Raw genomic sequence first — 16,013 nt, 5'->3', positions numbered from 1 at the left:
TATAGGCGAATACCTTTTAAGGGAAAAGCTTGTCTTTTTAAAGATAATCTTTTCCCTTTTTTAATTAAGATAGTATATAATTTTATTATAGGGATAGGGGGAATATTATGAATAGAGTTGATGAAAGAGATCTTATATTTTCAAGGGCTAGCTATGAAAAGAACTCACCTGCTTATAATGATTATTATGAAAAAAATCCAGATAAAAAAGCTATAGATGATAGTATTAGATCTAGACCAGAGCTTTGTGGAGAAGGTACTATGACATACAATGAAGTTAATTCTCCTATGGCGTCTTCTGCATTTGAATTTTTATCAGATATTAAACATCTCTGTGAAGGACAAGTTAGCGATACAAAAATCGAAGTTAATAAAAAAATTATAACTAAGCGTATTAAAGGTTTTGCTTCACATTATGGAGCTAAATTGGTTGGAATTACAAAACTTAAAGATTATCATTTCTATACTCATAGAGGCAGACACGAAGAAGTTTATGGAGAAAAAGTAAATCTTAATCATAAATATGCTATAGTTTTTGCAGTTCCAATGGAAAAAGATATGATAAATAGAGGTCCTATGCTAGCTGAGGTAATTGAAACAAGCAAAGCTTATGTAGATGTATCAGTTATAGGTATGGTTCTTAGTTACTATATAAGAAATTTAGGATATGATGCTAGAAATCATATGGATTCAAACTACCTTTTAATGCCAGTTTTAATAGCTAAAGATGCAGGTCTTGGTTGTATTGGAAGAAATACAGTTCTTACTACTAAAGAATATGGATCTTGTGTAAGACTTGGAGTTGTAACTACAGATTTAGATTTAGATGAAGATTCACCTATAGATTTTGGTTTAGATGATTTTTGTAGTGTGTGCAAAAAATGTTCTTATAACTGTCCTTCTACTTCTTTGTCTAATGAATCATCTAAAGAGATTGATGGGGTCTATAATTGGAAAATAGACGCTGAGTCATGTTATATAAAGTGGAGATATCTAGGAACTGACTGTGGCATATGCATTGCTGTTTGCCCATTTTCTCAGCAATTAGAAAGTATAAAAAATATAGATACATTTAAAGATAACTTACCTGCTATAAAAGAAGTTCTTCAAGAATATACGAAAAAATTTGGTAAAAGACCATTCGTACCTGGTAATCCTGGTTGGATGAGGTAATATAAGCCGTCTAAATAATATTTTAACATATTATTAGACGGCTATATAATTGAATTCTTTAATATCTTCACCACTTAGCAAAATGATTTTCACACCACCCTATTTCATTATTGAAGTTAATTTTCTCATCTTTATACATTACATATCCACTTAAGTATCCTACCATTTGTTTTAACTTATATTTAAATACTTTTATATTATCAGGCTTTATATCACTAATTATAGGCTTAAATTTTAAATTTATTTCATCATCTCTAGTTGATTTTATATCTATACTTCCATCGTTGTTGTAATTGAAATCAACATCGCTATCAAATTTATATATCTTGTCATCAATCTTTAATGCATTTTCATTTACACCTGTATAATCAGTGTACTTTGTTCCTAAGTTTATAGATATATGTTCATGATTTTCATTTGTAAAATAGCTAGTTAGCCATTCTCTATCACACTGTCGTTTTAAAACCCCTCTACCGTAATCTATAAAACATCTTGAATCACTTAAATCATACTGCTGATTTCCTATTCTTAATATACCTTTAGTTATTAAGTTCATATGCTTTGATGTGTAATGAAAATGTTCCACATCCCATGGAATAAGTACATTTAAAGATTCATAATCTAAGTATATAGTTGAGGTAATATCAAAATTATCTATTTTTAAATCCAGGTTTAAGTAACCTGAGCTTCTTAATATATTTATAAATTTGCGTTTCCCTTTGTAATGTGCATATGAGTTTATTTTATCATCAATCACAATATATTTAATTATAGGATGTCTATATATTTTACTTATTTTTATATCATTTTTTAAATTATAAAAGTCTGCATGTATAATTGAACAATGTCCTAAATCTGATATTACAAAGTTAAATATAAAATCTTTCCCTATCCAAACATATTGATTCCATTTCTTTTTCTTTAGAAAGCTTTGATTTATAGAACAATCTTTAAATGGTATATCATTCCATCCAATAGCATACTCATTTAAAAATCCATTATTATCACATATAGATTTATTATCTCTTACTCGCCTCATGCCATTCCCCCTTTATATAAATATAGTTATTAAGTTAGTATATTATTCTTTTTTAAAAAAGTTACACTTTAAATAAAATTTATCTTAACTAAGTCAATTTAACTAACTATACACAAAAAAGAGGCTCCTTAAAAAGATAATATGAATTATTTTGTATTATCATACTATCTTTCAAAGGCCTCTTTTTATTATGCGTTTTTATAAATATACAACGCTTCTACTCTAGCACAATAAATTTCCTTCTTATCATATCCTATATATTTTGCATATTTTTCAATTTTTTCTTTTTCAATTTCAATATCGCACCCATGATTTTCTTCTATATTTTCTACATATTTGTTCATTAAATATTCTTTATATTTTTTTACATCATAGCCTAAAAACTTAGTTAATCTTTCTATTTCACTATTAAAATCACCATCTTCTTTTATAAAAAACTCATATATATCTTTTCTATATGGATTTAGGGCAATTATTTGTTTTATAACATAACTTTCATTAGTTTTATCTATGAATCCATCTCTATAATTATTAAATAGTGCATTTGCTTTTATTATATTCTCTTCTTCTATATAACTAGATACTATGTCTACCCCATTATCTAAAAGGGCATCAATTACTGCATAATGGACTTTAAAGCAATCTTCAAATAAATTATCTGATAATATATTTATTAACTTTTTATCTTCCATTGATTTTTGTGCCAAGCTTATTTTTTTATTTTTATTTTGTATTAAATAATCTTTTGATAAGTTTTTAGATTTTTTAGAGTATGTTAGATATTTTAGGCAATAGTTCTTTTTGAAAAGGTTAGTGTCAATAGTTATAATTTCATAGTTAACAACTATTTCTACACCTTTTTTTATGCAATTATCTATATACTCTTCATATAGTTTTAGTCCAACTTCATTTATATTTTTTGATGTGTAATTTTTAGACAATTCTTTTTTCAGTTTGCATTTATACTCAGTTGCTTGATTTAAAAACTCTTTTCTAATAGAATTATATCTTACTTTTTCTTCAGGAAATTTTATCAAAGCTCCATTTATATCAAATTCTTCCACCAAATATATCCCCCCTAATATTTCAATTAAAAACAAAGATTATATATACTTTGATAAAGTACACTCTTTTTCCTTCTTAATATTAAAAAAAGATGTCTCAAAAACTTTTTTTTGAGACATCTTTTTATTATTACTTAACAGCTTCTATTGCTTTTTCATAGTTAGGTTCATTTGTTATTTCTTCTAAGTACTCTGTATATACTACTTTATTGTCTTCATCTACAACTATAACAGCTCTTGATACAAGACCTAATTCTTTTATATATAAACCGTAAGCTTTAGAGAATTCTCTATCTTTATAATCTGATGCAGTAACAACATTTTCAATTCCTGCATTTCCGCACCATCTAGCTTGTGCAAATGGTAAATCCATTGATATAGTAAATACTTTAACATCATTTAACTTTGCAGCTTCTTGATTAAACTTTCTAACCTCTATATCACATACTGCAGTATCTATTGATGGAACTGCTACTAATATTCTTTTTCCCTTTGTTTCACTAAACTTTATAGGACTTAAATCATTCCCTACTACTGTAAAATCAGGTGCTACATCTCCTACTTTAACTTGATTCCCTTCTAATGTTAATGGTGCTCCACTAAATGTAACTTTCATATATATATCCTCCTAATTATCTTTCAATTTTATTTTTGTCTTTAATTCAAATATTATGCAAAATAAAAGAGCATAATTTCTTATACTCTTTTATACCCGCTCAAATTGTTATTAAACAATAATGCTTATAGTTAATTTTTTATTTATATATGTTTAGATATATTTGCATTTTCGTCTATAATTCCTTCAATTATAGGCGTTTTACTAACCATTATAGTAGTAACTCCAGGCCCATGACCAAGAGTTACACAATCACTATGGACAATTACACCTATGCTAACTGCGCCTTTTAGATATCCCCTTCCATATGTATTATCACAGTCTTCTAGTAAAACTAAATCTCCAAATTTCAATTTATCAAGTCCAAGTCTTTTTATTTCATCAAAGTCAGCAGTCATTATGTCATAATCTCCAGTATAAGCACTACTTGAGCCTATTCCTGATCCCATTAAGTATGGTGGTACTTTTGCAACAACTGGAACTTGTATTTTTCCATCTTTTTCTATTATTCCTAGCTTTTCAAATAAGTTTGGATCTATACTCATTATATGTATATCATCAAATCCTTCTAATTTTAAACCTTGACCATATGCTTTTACCATGATTTTATCATCTATAGCTAAGTTTTCCAAAGTTTCTTCATCAAAGTGTACAAGTACATGTTCTATTCCACCATGCATCCCTGTAACATATCCTTTTGCACCTTTAGCTTCTCCACTTACAACCTTAGCCTCATTTCCTATACATGCAAACGTCATAAGTGCATTGCTTTCTCTTACATCTTCATTTCTAATAGATACTCCTGGTTCAACATGATCTCCTGCTAAACCATAAACACAATCCCCTATCTTTACATTGTATGAAATTCCTCCTGTCGAAGGTAATATAACAGGTTTTCCTTCATGGGTTACTCTATAGCTTAAAGCTAGAGGATGATGTATTTTCCCCTGAACTGACCATTTTACAACTTTATCTTTATTTGTTTTTAACATAAAATTCCCCCTATATTTTAAATAATATTTTAGAAAAGTAAAAATTCTCTAATAATATACTATTAGAGAATTTTTTAATTTATGTTAATTATGATGTTTAGCTTCAATTCTTGTATTTATTTTTCTTCCAACTAAGAATGATATAATAGTTACTGCTGTTACAAATATAATTCTCATAGGACTATGTATAAATCCTACTAAATCATTACCTATATAACTTGCAATTAAAAACATTAATATCCTACCACTTATCATAGCTGGTACAAAACTTTCGCTACTCTTATTTGAAACCCCGCAAGCTATAGTAACCAAGCATCCAGGTATAAATGGACAAGAATACGCAATAAATAATGTGGCAAATCCCTGATGTTTTACCCAGTTTATAGCTCGATCAACTTTGTTATTTTCTATTCTTTCAAATATTTTTATATGACTAAATTTATTTGACAATAAAAATAATAAATATGTGCCTGTACAAGATCCCACTACAGATCCTAAAAGACCAAATACCCATCCCATCATAACACTATTTGCAACTACTATCCCCATTAGTGGCAATGCAGGAATAAAACTTTCTAAAAAACTTGCAAATGTCCCTATTATAAAAACTAAAATAAAGTTATCTCTAGCTAATGTAAATAATGTCTCTATATGTTCCATACTCTATTCTCCTTAAATCTATAAGCAAATTCTATTTGTTGTCTGCCTTTAATTTAATACTATTTTACTCCTATTATTTTTTTATATCAATATTTATTACTTAATTGTAATGTAAATATAACAAAAATGACAACTCTTATGAGTTGTCATTTTTTACTCGATATACTATATGTATATATTTCGCTTTCACCGAATTTATTACCTTCTATAGAATATGCTAACTTGTTGTTATCACTTATTGCTATATACGGTATTCCTTTTATCATAGGTATGCTTCCTAGTTTATATACATCTACATTCTCACTATACATACCTAGTTCATATACATCTATAGTACTTTCATTATTACCAGTATAATATACAGTTACTAGTTTGCTTTTATCTTTACTTAAATACATTTCATCTAAATGTACTCCATTTATTATTTTTTTAGACTTATGCTCCGTATCATATATATATACATTTTTCTTATCTGCATTAGTTCCTTCAATTAATAAATGTGTATCGTCTATAACATCAAAGTCAGATATAAATTTTATATCATCAATTTTAGATACTGAATTGTTTTTCAAATCATATATATCAATTTTATTTTTATTTACATTTAACATATAAAGTTTTGTTCCATCTTGGGAAAATAAAATTTTATTTACATAATCACTTTTTTTAAGTTCATAAGTTTTAACAATTTTTTCTTCATTTATGTCATATGAAAATAATTCGCCATTTTTATAACCATAAAAACCACTGCTATCTGGTACCCAGCCTAATAAATCAAAATAGTAAGGTAATGTAATATAACTGTCGTCTTTTAAATTATATAGCACACTCTTTAAGTCTTTATATTTATCATTTTTTTCATGTTCAGCTGTATTATATGCTAGTATTTCCTTTGATGGAGACATACTCTCCAAATTATACATAGTAAAAACACCATCATTTAAGGTTTTTACATTTAAAATACTTTCATCATCAGGATTTATTTCATATATGTTTATTCCAGATTTGTTGTTATCTGTATAATTACTGATAGCTAGCAAGTTATCCTCATTGAATTCTAAATCTAGAATATAGTCATCTATAGGTATAACAGAGTCTAATTTTATACTTTCATCTTTATTTTTATAGTTACTTTCATTGTAATCATAAGTTTTTCCATCTAATTTTACATTTTTGCTATATTCTTTATTCTCATATACACTTACATATACAATAAGCGAAAGTATCCCTACAATAAAAAGTAAAAGTATTATATTCTTTATATCTTGCTTTATATTCTTTAGCATTATATAGTTCTCCTTAACTTATTGTAGGAAGTTTTATAGAAACCTCAGTTCCTTTATTAACCTCGCTTTTAATGTCGATTTTCCCATTATAACTATCAACTATCGACTTGACAATAGCAAGTCCTAATCCAGTACTACCTAATTCTCTAGTTTCACTTTTAGATACTCTATAAAAAGGAGATAATATATTTTCAAGTTCTTTTTCTTCAATACCTTCTCCTGAATCTATGACTGATATATTTGCAAATTTACCTTCTATATGCGCGTTTACAAATATGTCTGAATTAACTTTTCCATATTTAATAGCATTATCAAGTAAATTTATTATAATTTCTTTAATTTTATCTTCATTTGCAATTATTTTTATGTTTTTTCCAACATTTACTTTTATACTCATATTATACTTTTTAGCCTTATGAGTCATGTCTTCGCACATACTTACTATTATTTTAGATAAATCTATCTTTTTTAATTCATAATCAAAGTTTTTATTACTATTTTTAGATATATCAAGTAATTGTACAATCATTCTATTTAATCTATTAGCCTCAGATATGATTCTATTTATTCCCTTATTAAAAAACTCTTCATCTGTAAATTGATTGTCTTTTATAATCTCACTATATCCAATTATAGTTGTCATAGGAGTTTTAAGCTCATGAGTTACATTATCAAAAAATTTCTTTTGTTTTTCTGATAACTCCCTTAAATTATCTCTATCATTTTCTATAGTTTTTATCTGAGTATTTATTGTCTCAATCATATTGTTAAAATCAGATGCAAGCATTCCTAACTCATCACTAGAACTTATGTCTATTTTTACATCAAAATTTCCATCTGTAACTTCTTTAGTTTTATTTGCTAAGTTTTTTATTGGAGATGTTATTTGCTTTGATATAATATATGCAATAATCATACTTACCGCAAAAATCATAACAGAAAAAATCAATGTTTTATTTATAAATAATTTAGTTTTATTAAATAAAGGTGTGTAATCATTTGCAAATCTTATCATACCTATGAGTTTATCTTCTCTAAAAATAGGATATGATACATACACCAAAGCTTTATCATCTTTATACTCGATTGTATAAGATAGTTCTCCATTTAATGCATTTTCCATATCTTTTGTTCTTTTTAGCTGTTTATATTTTTCTGTTCTTGGATATAGTAGTCCTCCCATATCATTATAAATATAAACTGTTTTATCTAATCTATAAGTCAAATCCCTTGAAATTGCACTACTTTTTGACGCAAATGAAATTTTATTAAATTCCATTTTATTAAATCTAAAATACTGATGTAAATATAAATTAATACTTTTAGTTGTATCTTTAATTTCATTATCAATTAAATACTCTACTACATTATTAAGTACTGAGTTGCTATAAATAACTATAGAAAATATAACAAAAAATATTATAACTAAGAAAAATAACATTATTTTGTTGGTTATGGAGTTTTTCATATTTATATTTTTTGTCCAGATAACTTATACCCCGCTCCAATTACAGTTTCTATACAATTGTAATCACCTAGTTTTTTTCTAAGTCTTTGTATATGGGTATCTACAGTTCTGCTTTCACACTCAAAGTCTATACCCCATATATTATCTAGTAATTGAGCCCTGTTTAGTACTGTGTTTATGTTCTCCACAAAATATAAAAGAAGTTCGTATTCTTTACTTGTTAAATGAATAATTTCATTATCTAATCTAACTTTCATTTCTTTTTTGTTTATTTCTAAGCCATTTGCTAATTTAACAACTTCTATATCTGATTTAATATTGTCTTCTAATAAGCTTATTCTTCTAAATATAGACTTAACTCTTGCAACTACTTCTCTTATATTAAATGGCTTAGTTATATAATCATCCGCGCCTAATTCTAAGCCTAAAACTTTGTCTATAGTATCTGACTTTGCAGTCAACATTATTATAGGTATAGAGAAATTAGTTGTTACATTCCTACAGATATCAAGACCATTCATATCTGGGAGCATTAAATCTAATATAATTAAGTTTGGCCTGAAACTTGATACAAGTTCAATAGCATACTTTCCAGTATCTGCTATTTTAGTTTCATAACCTTCTTTTCTTAGAGAATAAGATAGTATATCCGATATATTTTCTTCATCTTCAACTATTAATATCTTCTTCATATCTACATCCTTCTTTCGTTTATAAAGAATCTATATTTTTTCCTTCTATAAATATTTGGTGCCATAAACAGAATACAAATATTGTCCAAACTTTTCTTGAGTTATCTTTATTTCCTTTTATATGTTCATCTAATAAACCTATAGCATACTCTTTATTTATAAGATCATCCGTTTTTGATTCAGTTATTATACTTCTTACATATTTACCTAAATCATCTTTTAACCAAACTCTTATAGGTGTTGGGAATCCTAATTTTTTCTTTTCTACCATATGTTGAGGTACTACATCTTTAAATGCTTCTCTTAGTAAAACTTTTGTATTCTTATTGCTTATTTTTTGATCTAATCTTAAATGTCTAGCAACTTCAAATACTTCTTTATCTAAAAATGGTACTCTAAGTTCTATAGATGATGCCATTGACATTTTATCACCTTTTAGTAAAATATCGCCTTCTAACCATGTATTTATATCTATATCTTGCATAGTTGTTACATAGTCATAACTTTTTCTTTTGCAATCTCTATATAAATCTCTAACTACTTTACTATATGTGTTATTATCATCATACTTATTTATTATACTCTTTACTTCATTATTTTCAAATATTTTAGCATTTCCTATATATCTTTTTTCTAAAGGTGTAGTTGCTCTAACTAAGTAGTTTTTACCTCTTAGTTCTGGCATTTTTGTAAATATTTTATTTAAAGTTTGCTTTAACCCTTTAGATAATCCTAAAAATGGCTTAACAGCTTCATATTCTTTGTATATATTGTAACCTGCAAAGAACTCATCAGCTCCTTCTCCAGATAATACTACAGTTACATGTTTTCTAGCCTCTTTTGATAAGAAGTATATTCCAACACATGATGGATCTGCTAATGGATCATCTAAACTATAGATTACTTTAGGAAGTGCTTTTATATAATCTTCTTGAGTTACTCTTATTTGTATGTTTTCAATTCCTAATGCATCTGCACTTTTCTTTGCAACACTTAATTCATTGTATCCGTCTACTTCAAATCCTACAGAGAAAGATTTTATTTTAGGATTTATTTTTGATGCTAATGCAGCAATTATAGTTGAGTCTATTCCACCTGATAAAAATGTTCCAACTTCAACATTAGATATCATATGATGCTTTACAGAATCGTCTAATATATTGTATATATCTTCTTTTGTAACTTCTTTTTCATTTGTAAATCTAGGTTCAAAATATTTTTCAAATCTTATTTGATTATTTTCAATTGTAAAACAAGTTCCGTTAGGTACTTTTTTGATTCCTTCCATCATAGTATTATATCTTGGAACATATTGGAATGATAAATAATTTTGTAAGCTTTTATCATCTACATTTTTGTCATTTACTATTGGCATTAAAGCTTTATATTCTGATGAAAATGCTATATATTCATCATTTTCAGTGTAGTATAATGGCTTTATACCAAAATGATCTCTAGCTCCAAATATAGTATCTGTGTTCTCATCATAAATTACAAATGCAAACATTCCTCTAAAATCTTTAACAGCTGATTTTCCATATTCTAAATAAGAAGTAAGTAATACTTCTGTATCTGATCCTGTTTTAAACTCATGACCTTTAGCTATAAGTTCATCTCTTAACTCTTCATGGTTATAGATTTCCCCGTTAAATATTATCGTACTCTCTTTTTTACTAAATGGTTGATGTCCATGAGATAAATCAATTATACTAAGTCTTTTAAATCCAAACCCTACATTATCTTTTACAAATAATCCTGTATCATCAGGTCCTCTATGATTAATTTTTTCAGTTAATTCGCTTAATAAAGCCTCATCAACATTTCCTTTTTTACTATATAAAAAAACGTGTCCACACATAAAATTTCTCCTTCTGTCATAAATACAAATTATTCCTACTTTTTCCTGCCTATTTTACATATTTTATCATACCCCTGTAACAAATTGATTACGCATATGTAACAAAACCGTTACATGAACCTCATTAACAATAAAAAAAACTAGAGAAAACTCTCTAGTTTTAATTTCTTAATTGTGTTTTATATATTATAAACTCAATTATTCTGCTATTGTTACGTTAGCAGCTTGAGGTCCTCTTGCTCCTTCAACTATCTCAAAGTTAACTGCTTGACCTTCTTCTAATGATTTGAATCCATCTCTTTGTATAGCTGAGAAATGTACGAATACGTCATCTCCACCTTCTACAGATATAAATCCAAATCCTTTTTCATTATTAAACCATTTAACTGTTCCATTCATCATTTTGGAATCCTCCTAAAACCTTGTAAAAAAATTTAACATTTACTAATGTTACCTTAATTTTAACATAATTGTAATTACTTTACAATATGTTTATTATCAACTTGGAAAACTTATTCACAGTCTTCAAATTGACTATTATATAAAGATGCATAGAATCCATCATCTTTTAATAATTCTTCATGGCTTCCTTGTTCAATTATATCTCCATCTTTCATAACTAGTATTAAATCTGCATCTTTTATAGTTGATAATCTATGAGCTATTATAAAGCTTGTTCTACCTTCCATAAGATTTTCCATAGCTTTTTGTATTAAAACTTCTGTACGAGTATCAACTGAACTAGTAGCTTCATCTAATATAAGTATTTTAGGATCTGCTAAAATCGCACGAGCTATAGTTAAAAGTTGCTTTTGACCTTGAGATACGTTACTAGCTTCTTCATTTAATTCCATGCTATATCCTGCTGGAAGAGTTTTTACAAAGTGATGCACATGAGCTGCTTTAGATGCCGCTATAACCTCTTCATCAGTAGCATTAAGCTTAGAGTATCTTATGTTTTCCATTATGCTACCATTAAATAGCCATGTGTCTTGTAAAACCATTCCAAATAAGCTACGTAAGTCGGCTCTGTTAAAATCATTTATATTTTTACCATCTATCAGTATAGCACCTTTATTTACATCATAAAAACGCATTAATAATTTTACAACTGTAGTTTTACCAGCACCAGTAGGCCCAACTATAGCTACTTTTTGTCCTGCTTTTATATTTGTTGTAAAGTCATTTATTATTATTTTATCTTCAGAATATCCAAAGTTAACATGATCAAAAGAAACATCCCCTTTGATATTTTCAACGCTAACTGGATGATCACTTACTTGGATTTCTTCTTCTTCTTCTAAAAATTCAAATGCTCTTTCTGCTGCTGCTGCCATAGATTGCATTATATTTGCAACTTGTGCAGTTTGAGCTATTGGTTGGTTAAAACTTCTTACATATTGTATAAATGAAAGTATATCCCCAACTTGAATAGTTTTCTTTATAGTAAAGTATCCACCTAATATAGATACTAAAACATAACCTAAGTTACCTATAAACGTCATCATCGGCATCATCATTCCAGATAGGAATTGAGATTTCCATGCAGATTCATATAACTTATCATTTAACTCATTAAACTCTGCTATAGCTGCATCTTCTCTATTGAATGCTTTAACTATATTGTGTCCACCATAAGTTTCTTCAACTTGACCATTAACATGCCCTAAATATTTTTGTTGAGATTTAAAGTGGCTTTGTGAGTTCTTAACAATAAAACCTATTATTATCATAGATATAGGTAATATTAATAGTGAAGCTATAGTCATTTGCCAACTTATAGATAACATCATTATAAGAACCCCTATTACTGTTGTAACAGCAGTAATAATTTGAGTCATAATTTGATTTAAGTTTTGACTTAACGTATCTATATCATTTGTAACTCTTGATAGTACTTCACCATGTGTTCTTTTATCAAAATACTTAAGTGGCATACGGTTTATTTTTTCTGAAATTTCTTTTCTCAATTTATATGAAACCTTTTGAGATATTCCAGAAACTATAAATGATTGAACAAATGAGAATAACGCACTTATTACATATAGTCCTAATAAAATCAAAAGCACTTTACTTATATAAGTAAAATCTATGCCTGCATTGCCTTGATTGCTAACTTTTCTAATAAGTCCTTCAAATATCTCAGTAGTAGCTTTACCTAATACCTTAGGTCCTACTATAGAAAATGCTGAACTTCCTATTGCAAATATAACCACTATAAATATAGATATTCTATAAGGCTTTAAATAATTAAAAAGATTTTTCATTGTTCCTTTAAAATCTTTTGCTTTTTCTGTTCCTCTCATTCCTCCCATAGGTCCGCCCATTTTAGGAGTAGATTGCTTTTTATTACTCATTGTCAAGTTCCTCCTTTGAAAGTTGTGATTGGGCAATTTCTTTGTACACTTCACAATTTTTAAGAAGTTCTTCATGTTTTCCAATTCCTACAATACTACCTTGGTCAAGTACTATTATTTGGTCAGCATTTAATATCGTACTTATTCTTTGAGCCACTATAAGTACTGTAGAATCTCCAGTTTCTTCTTTTAGTGATTTTCTAAGTGCTGCATCTGTTTTTAAGTCTAGAGCAGAGAAACTATCATCAAAAATATATATTTCTGGATTTTTAGCTATTGCTCTAGCTATTGAAAGTCTTTGTTTCTGACCTCCTGAAACATTTGTACCACCTTGTGAAATTTCACTTTCAAACTTATCAGGTTTAGTTTCTATAAACTCTAAAGCTTGTGCTATCTCCGCTGCTTTTCTAACTTCTTCATCCGTAGCACTTTGGTTACCATATCTTAAGTTAGAGTCTATGTCGCCTGAGAATAAAACTCCTTTTTGAGGTACATATCCAATTCTATCTCTTAAATTATGTTGACTAGCATCTTTTACATCTATACCATCTACTAATATTTCACCTTCTGTTACATCATAGAAACGAGGTATTAAGTTTATAAGAGTTGATTTTCCTGATCCTGTACTTCCTATAAACGCCGTAGTTTGCCCTGGTTTTGCAGTAAATGTTATATTTCTTAAAACATCTTCTTCTGCATTAGGATATCTGAAACTTACATTCTTAAATTCAACTATACCTTTTTTATTTTCATCAAATTCTTTAGTATTTTTCTTATCTTTTATATTTACATCTTTGCTTATAACTTCATCTATACGATCCATAGAAACTATAGCACGTGGTAATATCATAGATACCATTGATATCATTAAGAATGCCATTATGATTTGCATAGTATATTGTATAAATGCCATCATATCTCCAACTTGCATATTTCCTGAATCAACACGATGAGCACCATTCCATACTATTAATATAGTAATTAAGTTCATTATTAGAGTCATAGTTGGCATCATCATAGACATAGTTCTATTGACAAATAAATTAGTTTTCATTAAATCAGTGTTTGCATTATCAAATCTTTTTTCTTCATGCTTTTCAGTACCAAATGCTCTTATTACTAACATTCCTGTAAGCATTTCACGAGTTACTAAGTTTACCTTATCAACAAGCTTTTGAACAGATTTAAACTTAGGCATAACTAATGCAAATAAAACTAATACTACAGATATTATTGCAAGAACTGCAACACCTATTATCCAAGCCATAGAAGTATCAGTTCCTAATACTTTTATAACTCCACCTAAAGCAAGTATAGGTGCATAAAATACAATTCTAAGTAACATTACCATTAGCATTTGTACTTGTTGTATATCATTTGTACTACGAGTTATTAAAGATGCAGTCGAGAATTCATCCATTTCTTTATTAGAGAATGAAATTACTTTATGGAATACATCTTTTCTTAAGTTTCTACCAAGCTTTGCTGCAACTCTAGCACCTAAGTATCCAACTGCAACTGTAGCTAGCATACTTATTAAGGCTACTCCTAACATTATCGCACCAGTTTTGAATATGTAGTTAGTTTGAAGTTTATCTACATTTATTCCCATTGCTTTGTATTCACCTTTTACATATCCTATAGCACCTTGAGTTACCATACTTTCTGGCATTTTATCAACTTTTTCATCAAACTTAGATTCTATTTGCTTTAAAGAATCTTTAGGCATAGACTTAAAAGTAGCCATTATATCCATATTAGGATTAACAGGAACTCCCGGTGGTGTCATTTGTTTTACAATTTGAGTCTTGTTTTTTTCTATACCAGATACTATCATAATAGATTTTGACATTATAGGGTTTAACTTATCTATTACTTCTTTATCATTTGTATTAAGCTTATATACTTTTTCATTAATCTTAATATCTTTAAACTCACCCTTATCAAGTAAGTCATAATGTTTCATTACTTCACTTTTGTCTTTGTCACTCATAAAGATAGTAAGATTATTTAGTTCGCTCTCTCTTATAACTTCTGGAACTGCATTTTCAATACCATTTTGTTGGATACCAATATTTACTATATTAGATGTGTAATCAGGTAATGATAAATCACATATAGCTTGAATCGTTAACAGTCCAACTATAAGTACTACAGAACCGACTGAGTTTCTTAAATGTTTAATTAACTTAATCATTTTGCTACTTCTCCCTTTTAGATTTTAATAGTTATGTTTTAATAATTATTATATTTTTATAATTATTATAAGTCAATAACTTTTTTAAATTGTATAAAATTTTATTTTAGTTTATAATAGTAATATAATTACAGGTTAAAGGAGATTTTATATGGATAAAAAAGATTTAACTAAAACATCTGATGCATTATTTAGCTTGTTAATTCAACTGAATAATAAAGTGTTTAATCAAGATAAAATGGTTAAATGTTCACCTCTTCCTCCATCACATGTTAAGGTTATATTTTATTTACTTAATAACGGATCTTCATCTATATCAGATATAGCTTCTAACTTAGAAATATCTAAGCCAAATATGACGCCTATTATAGATAAACTTTTAAGAGACGACCTAGTTCAAAGAACTGAAGATCCTAATGACAGAAGAATTGTCAGAATAGCGTTAACACAAAAAGCTTTAGACATATCAGCTGAACATAAAAGAAGACTAAAGGAGTCTCTTTTCACTAAATTGTCAACGCTTTCAAATGATGATTTAATCCAAATGCAAGATTTAGTTTCTCAGCTTACTAATATAATAGTCAAGCTAGATTAGATTAAATAAAAAAGAAC

At 27.7% G+C, this 16,013-nt stretch carries 14 protein-coding genes; 2 read left to right on the top strand and 12 right to left on the bottom strand.

Annotated elements, in window-relative coordinates; translation table 11 throughout:
* The first annotated feature begins 107 nt into the window (after positions 1-107).
* Positions 108-1,172, top strand: coding sequence for a 4Fe-4S dicluster domain-containing protein (locus KXZ80_RS06415; RefSeq protein ID WP_021432628.1), 1,065 nt, complete (start codon positions 108-110; stop codon positions 1,170-1,172).
* Between the two features lie 67 nt (positions 1,173-1,239).
* Here KXZ80_RS06415 and KXZ80_RS06410 read toward each other — a convergent pair whose 3' ends face one another.
* The 12 genes from KXZ80_RS06410 to KXZ80_RS06355 all read right to left on the bottom strand — a co-directional run bounded on the left by KXZ80_RS06410 (position 1,240) and on the right by KXZ80_RS06355 (position 15,401).
* Entirely contained in the window at positions 1,240-2,211 is a 972-nt protein-coding gene (locus KXZ80_RS06410) for a DUF2804 family protein (protein WP_021432627.1), read from the bottom strand.
* Positions 2,212-2,399: 188 nt separating this feature from the next.
* Positions 2,400-3,275, bottom strand: coding sequence for a hypothetical protein (locus KXZ80_RS06405; protein ID WP_021432626.1), 876 nt, complete (start codon positions 3,273-3,275; stop codon positions 2,400-2,402).
* Positions 3,276-3,405: 130 nt separating this feature from the next.
* On the bottom strand, positions 3,406-3,891 hold the full coding sequence (gene tpx, locus KXZ80_RS06400; protein WP_021432625.1) for a thiol peroxidase: 486 nt from the start codon (positions 3,889-3,891) through the stop codon (positions 3,406-3,408).
* A gap of 143 nt (positions 3,892-4,034) precedes the next feature.
* Entirely contained in the window at positions 4,035-4,883 is an 849-nt protein-coding gene (locus KXZ80_RS06395) for a DUF4438 domain-containing protein (RefSeq protein ID WP_021432624.1), read from the bottom strand.
* 84 nt (positions 4,884-4,967) lie between these two features.
* Positions 4,968-5,543 (bottom strand): TVP38/TMEM64 family protein, encoded by a 576-nt coding sequence (locus KXZ80_RS06390; protein WP_021432623.1) that lies wholly within the window; start codon positions 5,541-5,543, stop codon positions 4,968-4,970.
* Positions 5,544-5,689: 146 nt separating this feature from the next.
* Positions 5,690-6,829, bottom strand: coding sequence for a YncE family protein (locus KXZ80_RS06385; RefSeq protein ID WP_021432622.1), 1,140 nt, complete (start codon positions 6,827-6,829; stop codon positions 5,690-5,692).
* Between the two features lie 13 nt (positions 6,830-6,842).
* Positions 6,843-8,297: a HAMP domain-containing sensor histidine kinase gene (locus KXZ80_RS06380; RefSeq protein ID WP_038285155.1), complete on the bottom strand. Its 1,455-nt coding sequence runs from the start codon at positions 8,295-8,297 to the stop codon at positions 6,843-6,845.
* Between the two features lie 2 nt (positions 8,298-8,299).
* Positions 8,300-8,989 carry a response regulator transcription factor gene (locus KXZ80_RS06375; protein ID WP_021432620.1) on the bottom strand — a complete coding sequence of 230 codons (690 nt, stop codon included), beginning with the start codon at positions 8,987-8,989 and terminating at the stop codon, positions 8,300-8,302.
* A gap of 19 nt (positions 8,990-9,008) precedes the next feature.
* Positions 9,009-10,847: an asparagine synthase (glutamine-hydrolyzing) gene (asnB, locus tag KXZ80_RS06370; protein WP_021432619.1), complete on the bottom strand. Its 1,839-nt coding sequence runs from the start codon at positions 10,845-10,847 to the stop codon at positions 9,009-9,011.
* 198 nt (positions 10,848-11,045) lie between these two features.
* The gene (gene cspD / locus KXZ80_RS06365; protein WP_021429181.1) at positions 11,046-11,249 is read right to left on the bottom strand and encodes a cold-shock protein CspD; all 204 of its coding nucleotides are present in this window, start codon (positions 11,247-11,249) and stop codon (positions 11,046-11,048) included.
* A gap of 110 nt (positions 11,250-11,359) precedes the next feature.
* Complete coding sequence (locus KXZ80_RS06360; protein WP_021432618.1) at positions 11,360-13,204, bottom strand: ABC transporter ATP-binding protein; 1,845 nt, start codon at positions 13,202-13,204, stop codon at positions 11,360-11,362.
* Complete coding sequence (locus KXZ80_RS06355; protein WP_021432617.1) at positions 13,197-15,401, bottom strand: ABC transporter ATP-binding protein; 2,205 nt, start codon at positions 15,399-15,401, stop codon at positions 13,197-13,199. Before KXZ80_RS06355 ends, KXZ80_RS06360 begins: the two co-directional genes overlap by 8 nt.
* A gap of 151 nt (positions 15,402-15,552) precedes the next feature.
* On the opposite strand from KXZ80_RS06355, the gene KXZ80_RS06350 reads away from it, so the two are divergent.
* A complete protein-coding gene (locus KXZ80_RS06350; RefSeq protein WP_021432616.1) occupies positions 15,553-15,996 on the top strand; it encodes a MarR family winged helix-turn-helix transcriptional regulator in 444 nt (147 codons plus the stop codon).
* Positions 15,997-16,013: the final 17 nt, after the last annotated feature.

The sequence above is a fragment of the Paraclostridium bifermentans genome, assembly GCF_019916025.1.
Taxonomy (GTDB): Bacteria; Bacillota; Clostridia; order Peptostreptococcales; family Peptostreptococcaceae; genus Paraclostridium; species Paraclostridium bifermentans.
The sequence above is the reverse complement of the archived record's forward strand: the minus strand, read 5'-3'. Positions and strand labels throughout refer to the sequence as shown.

Excerpts from the sequence above, each read along its gene's own strand:
- KXZ80_RS06415 (WP_021432628.1), top strand. The coding sequence starts at position 108 with ATGAATAGAGTTGATGAAAGAGATCTTATATTTTCAAGGGCTAGCTAT.
- KXZ80_RS06410 (WP_021432627.1), bottom strand. The coding sequence starts at position 2,211 with ATGAGGCGAGTAAGAGATAATAAATCTATATGTGATAATAATGGATTT.
- tpx (WP_021432625.1), bottom strand. The coding sequence starts at position 3,891 with ATGAAAGTTACATTTAGTGGAGCACCATTAACATTAGAAGGGAATCAA.
- KXZ80_RS06395 (WP_021432624.1), bottom strand. The coding sequence starts at position 4,883 with ATGTTAAAAACAAATAAAGATAAAGTTGTAAAATGGTCAGTTCAGGGG.
- KXZ80_RS06390 (WP_021432623.1), bottom strand. The coding sequence starts at position 5,543 with ATGGAACATATAGAGACATTATTTACATTAGCTAGAGATAACTTTATT.
- KXZ80_RS06385 (WP_021432622.1), bottom strand. The coding sequence starts at position 6,829 with ATGCTAAAGAATATAAAGCAAGATATAAAGAATATAATACTTTTACTT.
- KXZ80_RS06380 (WP_038285155.1), bottom strand. The coding sequence starts at position 8,297 with ATGAAAAACTCCATAACCAACAAAATAATGTTATTTTTCTTAGTTATA.
- KXZ80_RS06375 (WP_021432620.1), bottom strand. The coding sequence starts at position 8,989 with ATGAAGAAGATATTAATAGTTGAAGATGAAGAAAATATATCGGATATA.
- asnB (WP_021432619.1), bottom strand. The coding sequence starts at position 10,847 with ATGTGTGGACACGTTTTTTTATATAGTAAAAAAGGAAATGTTGATGAG.
- cspD (WP_021429181.1), bottom strand. The coding sequence starts at position 11,249 with ATGATGAATGGAACAGTTAAATGGTTTAATAATGAAAAAGGATTTGGA.
- KXZ80_RS06360 (WP_021432618.1), bottom strand. The coding sequence starts at position 13,204 with ATGAGTAATAAAAAGCAATCTACTCCTAAAATGGGCGGACCTATGGGA.
- KXZ80_RS06355 (WP_021432617.1), bottom strand. The coding sequence starts at position 15,401 with ATGATTAAGTTAATTAAACATTTAAGAAACTCAGTCGGTTCTGTAGTA.
- KXZ80_RS06350 (WP_021432616.1), top strand. The coding sequence starts at position 15,553 with ATGGATAAAAAAGATTTAACTAAAACATCTGATGCATTATTTAGCTTG.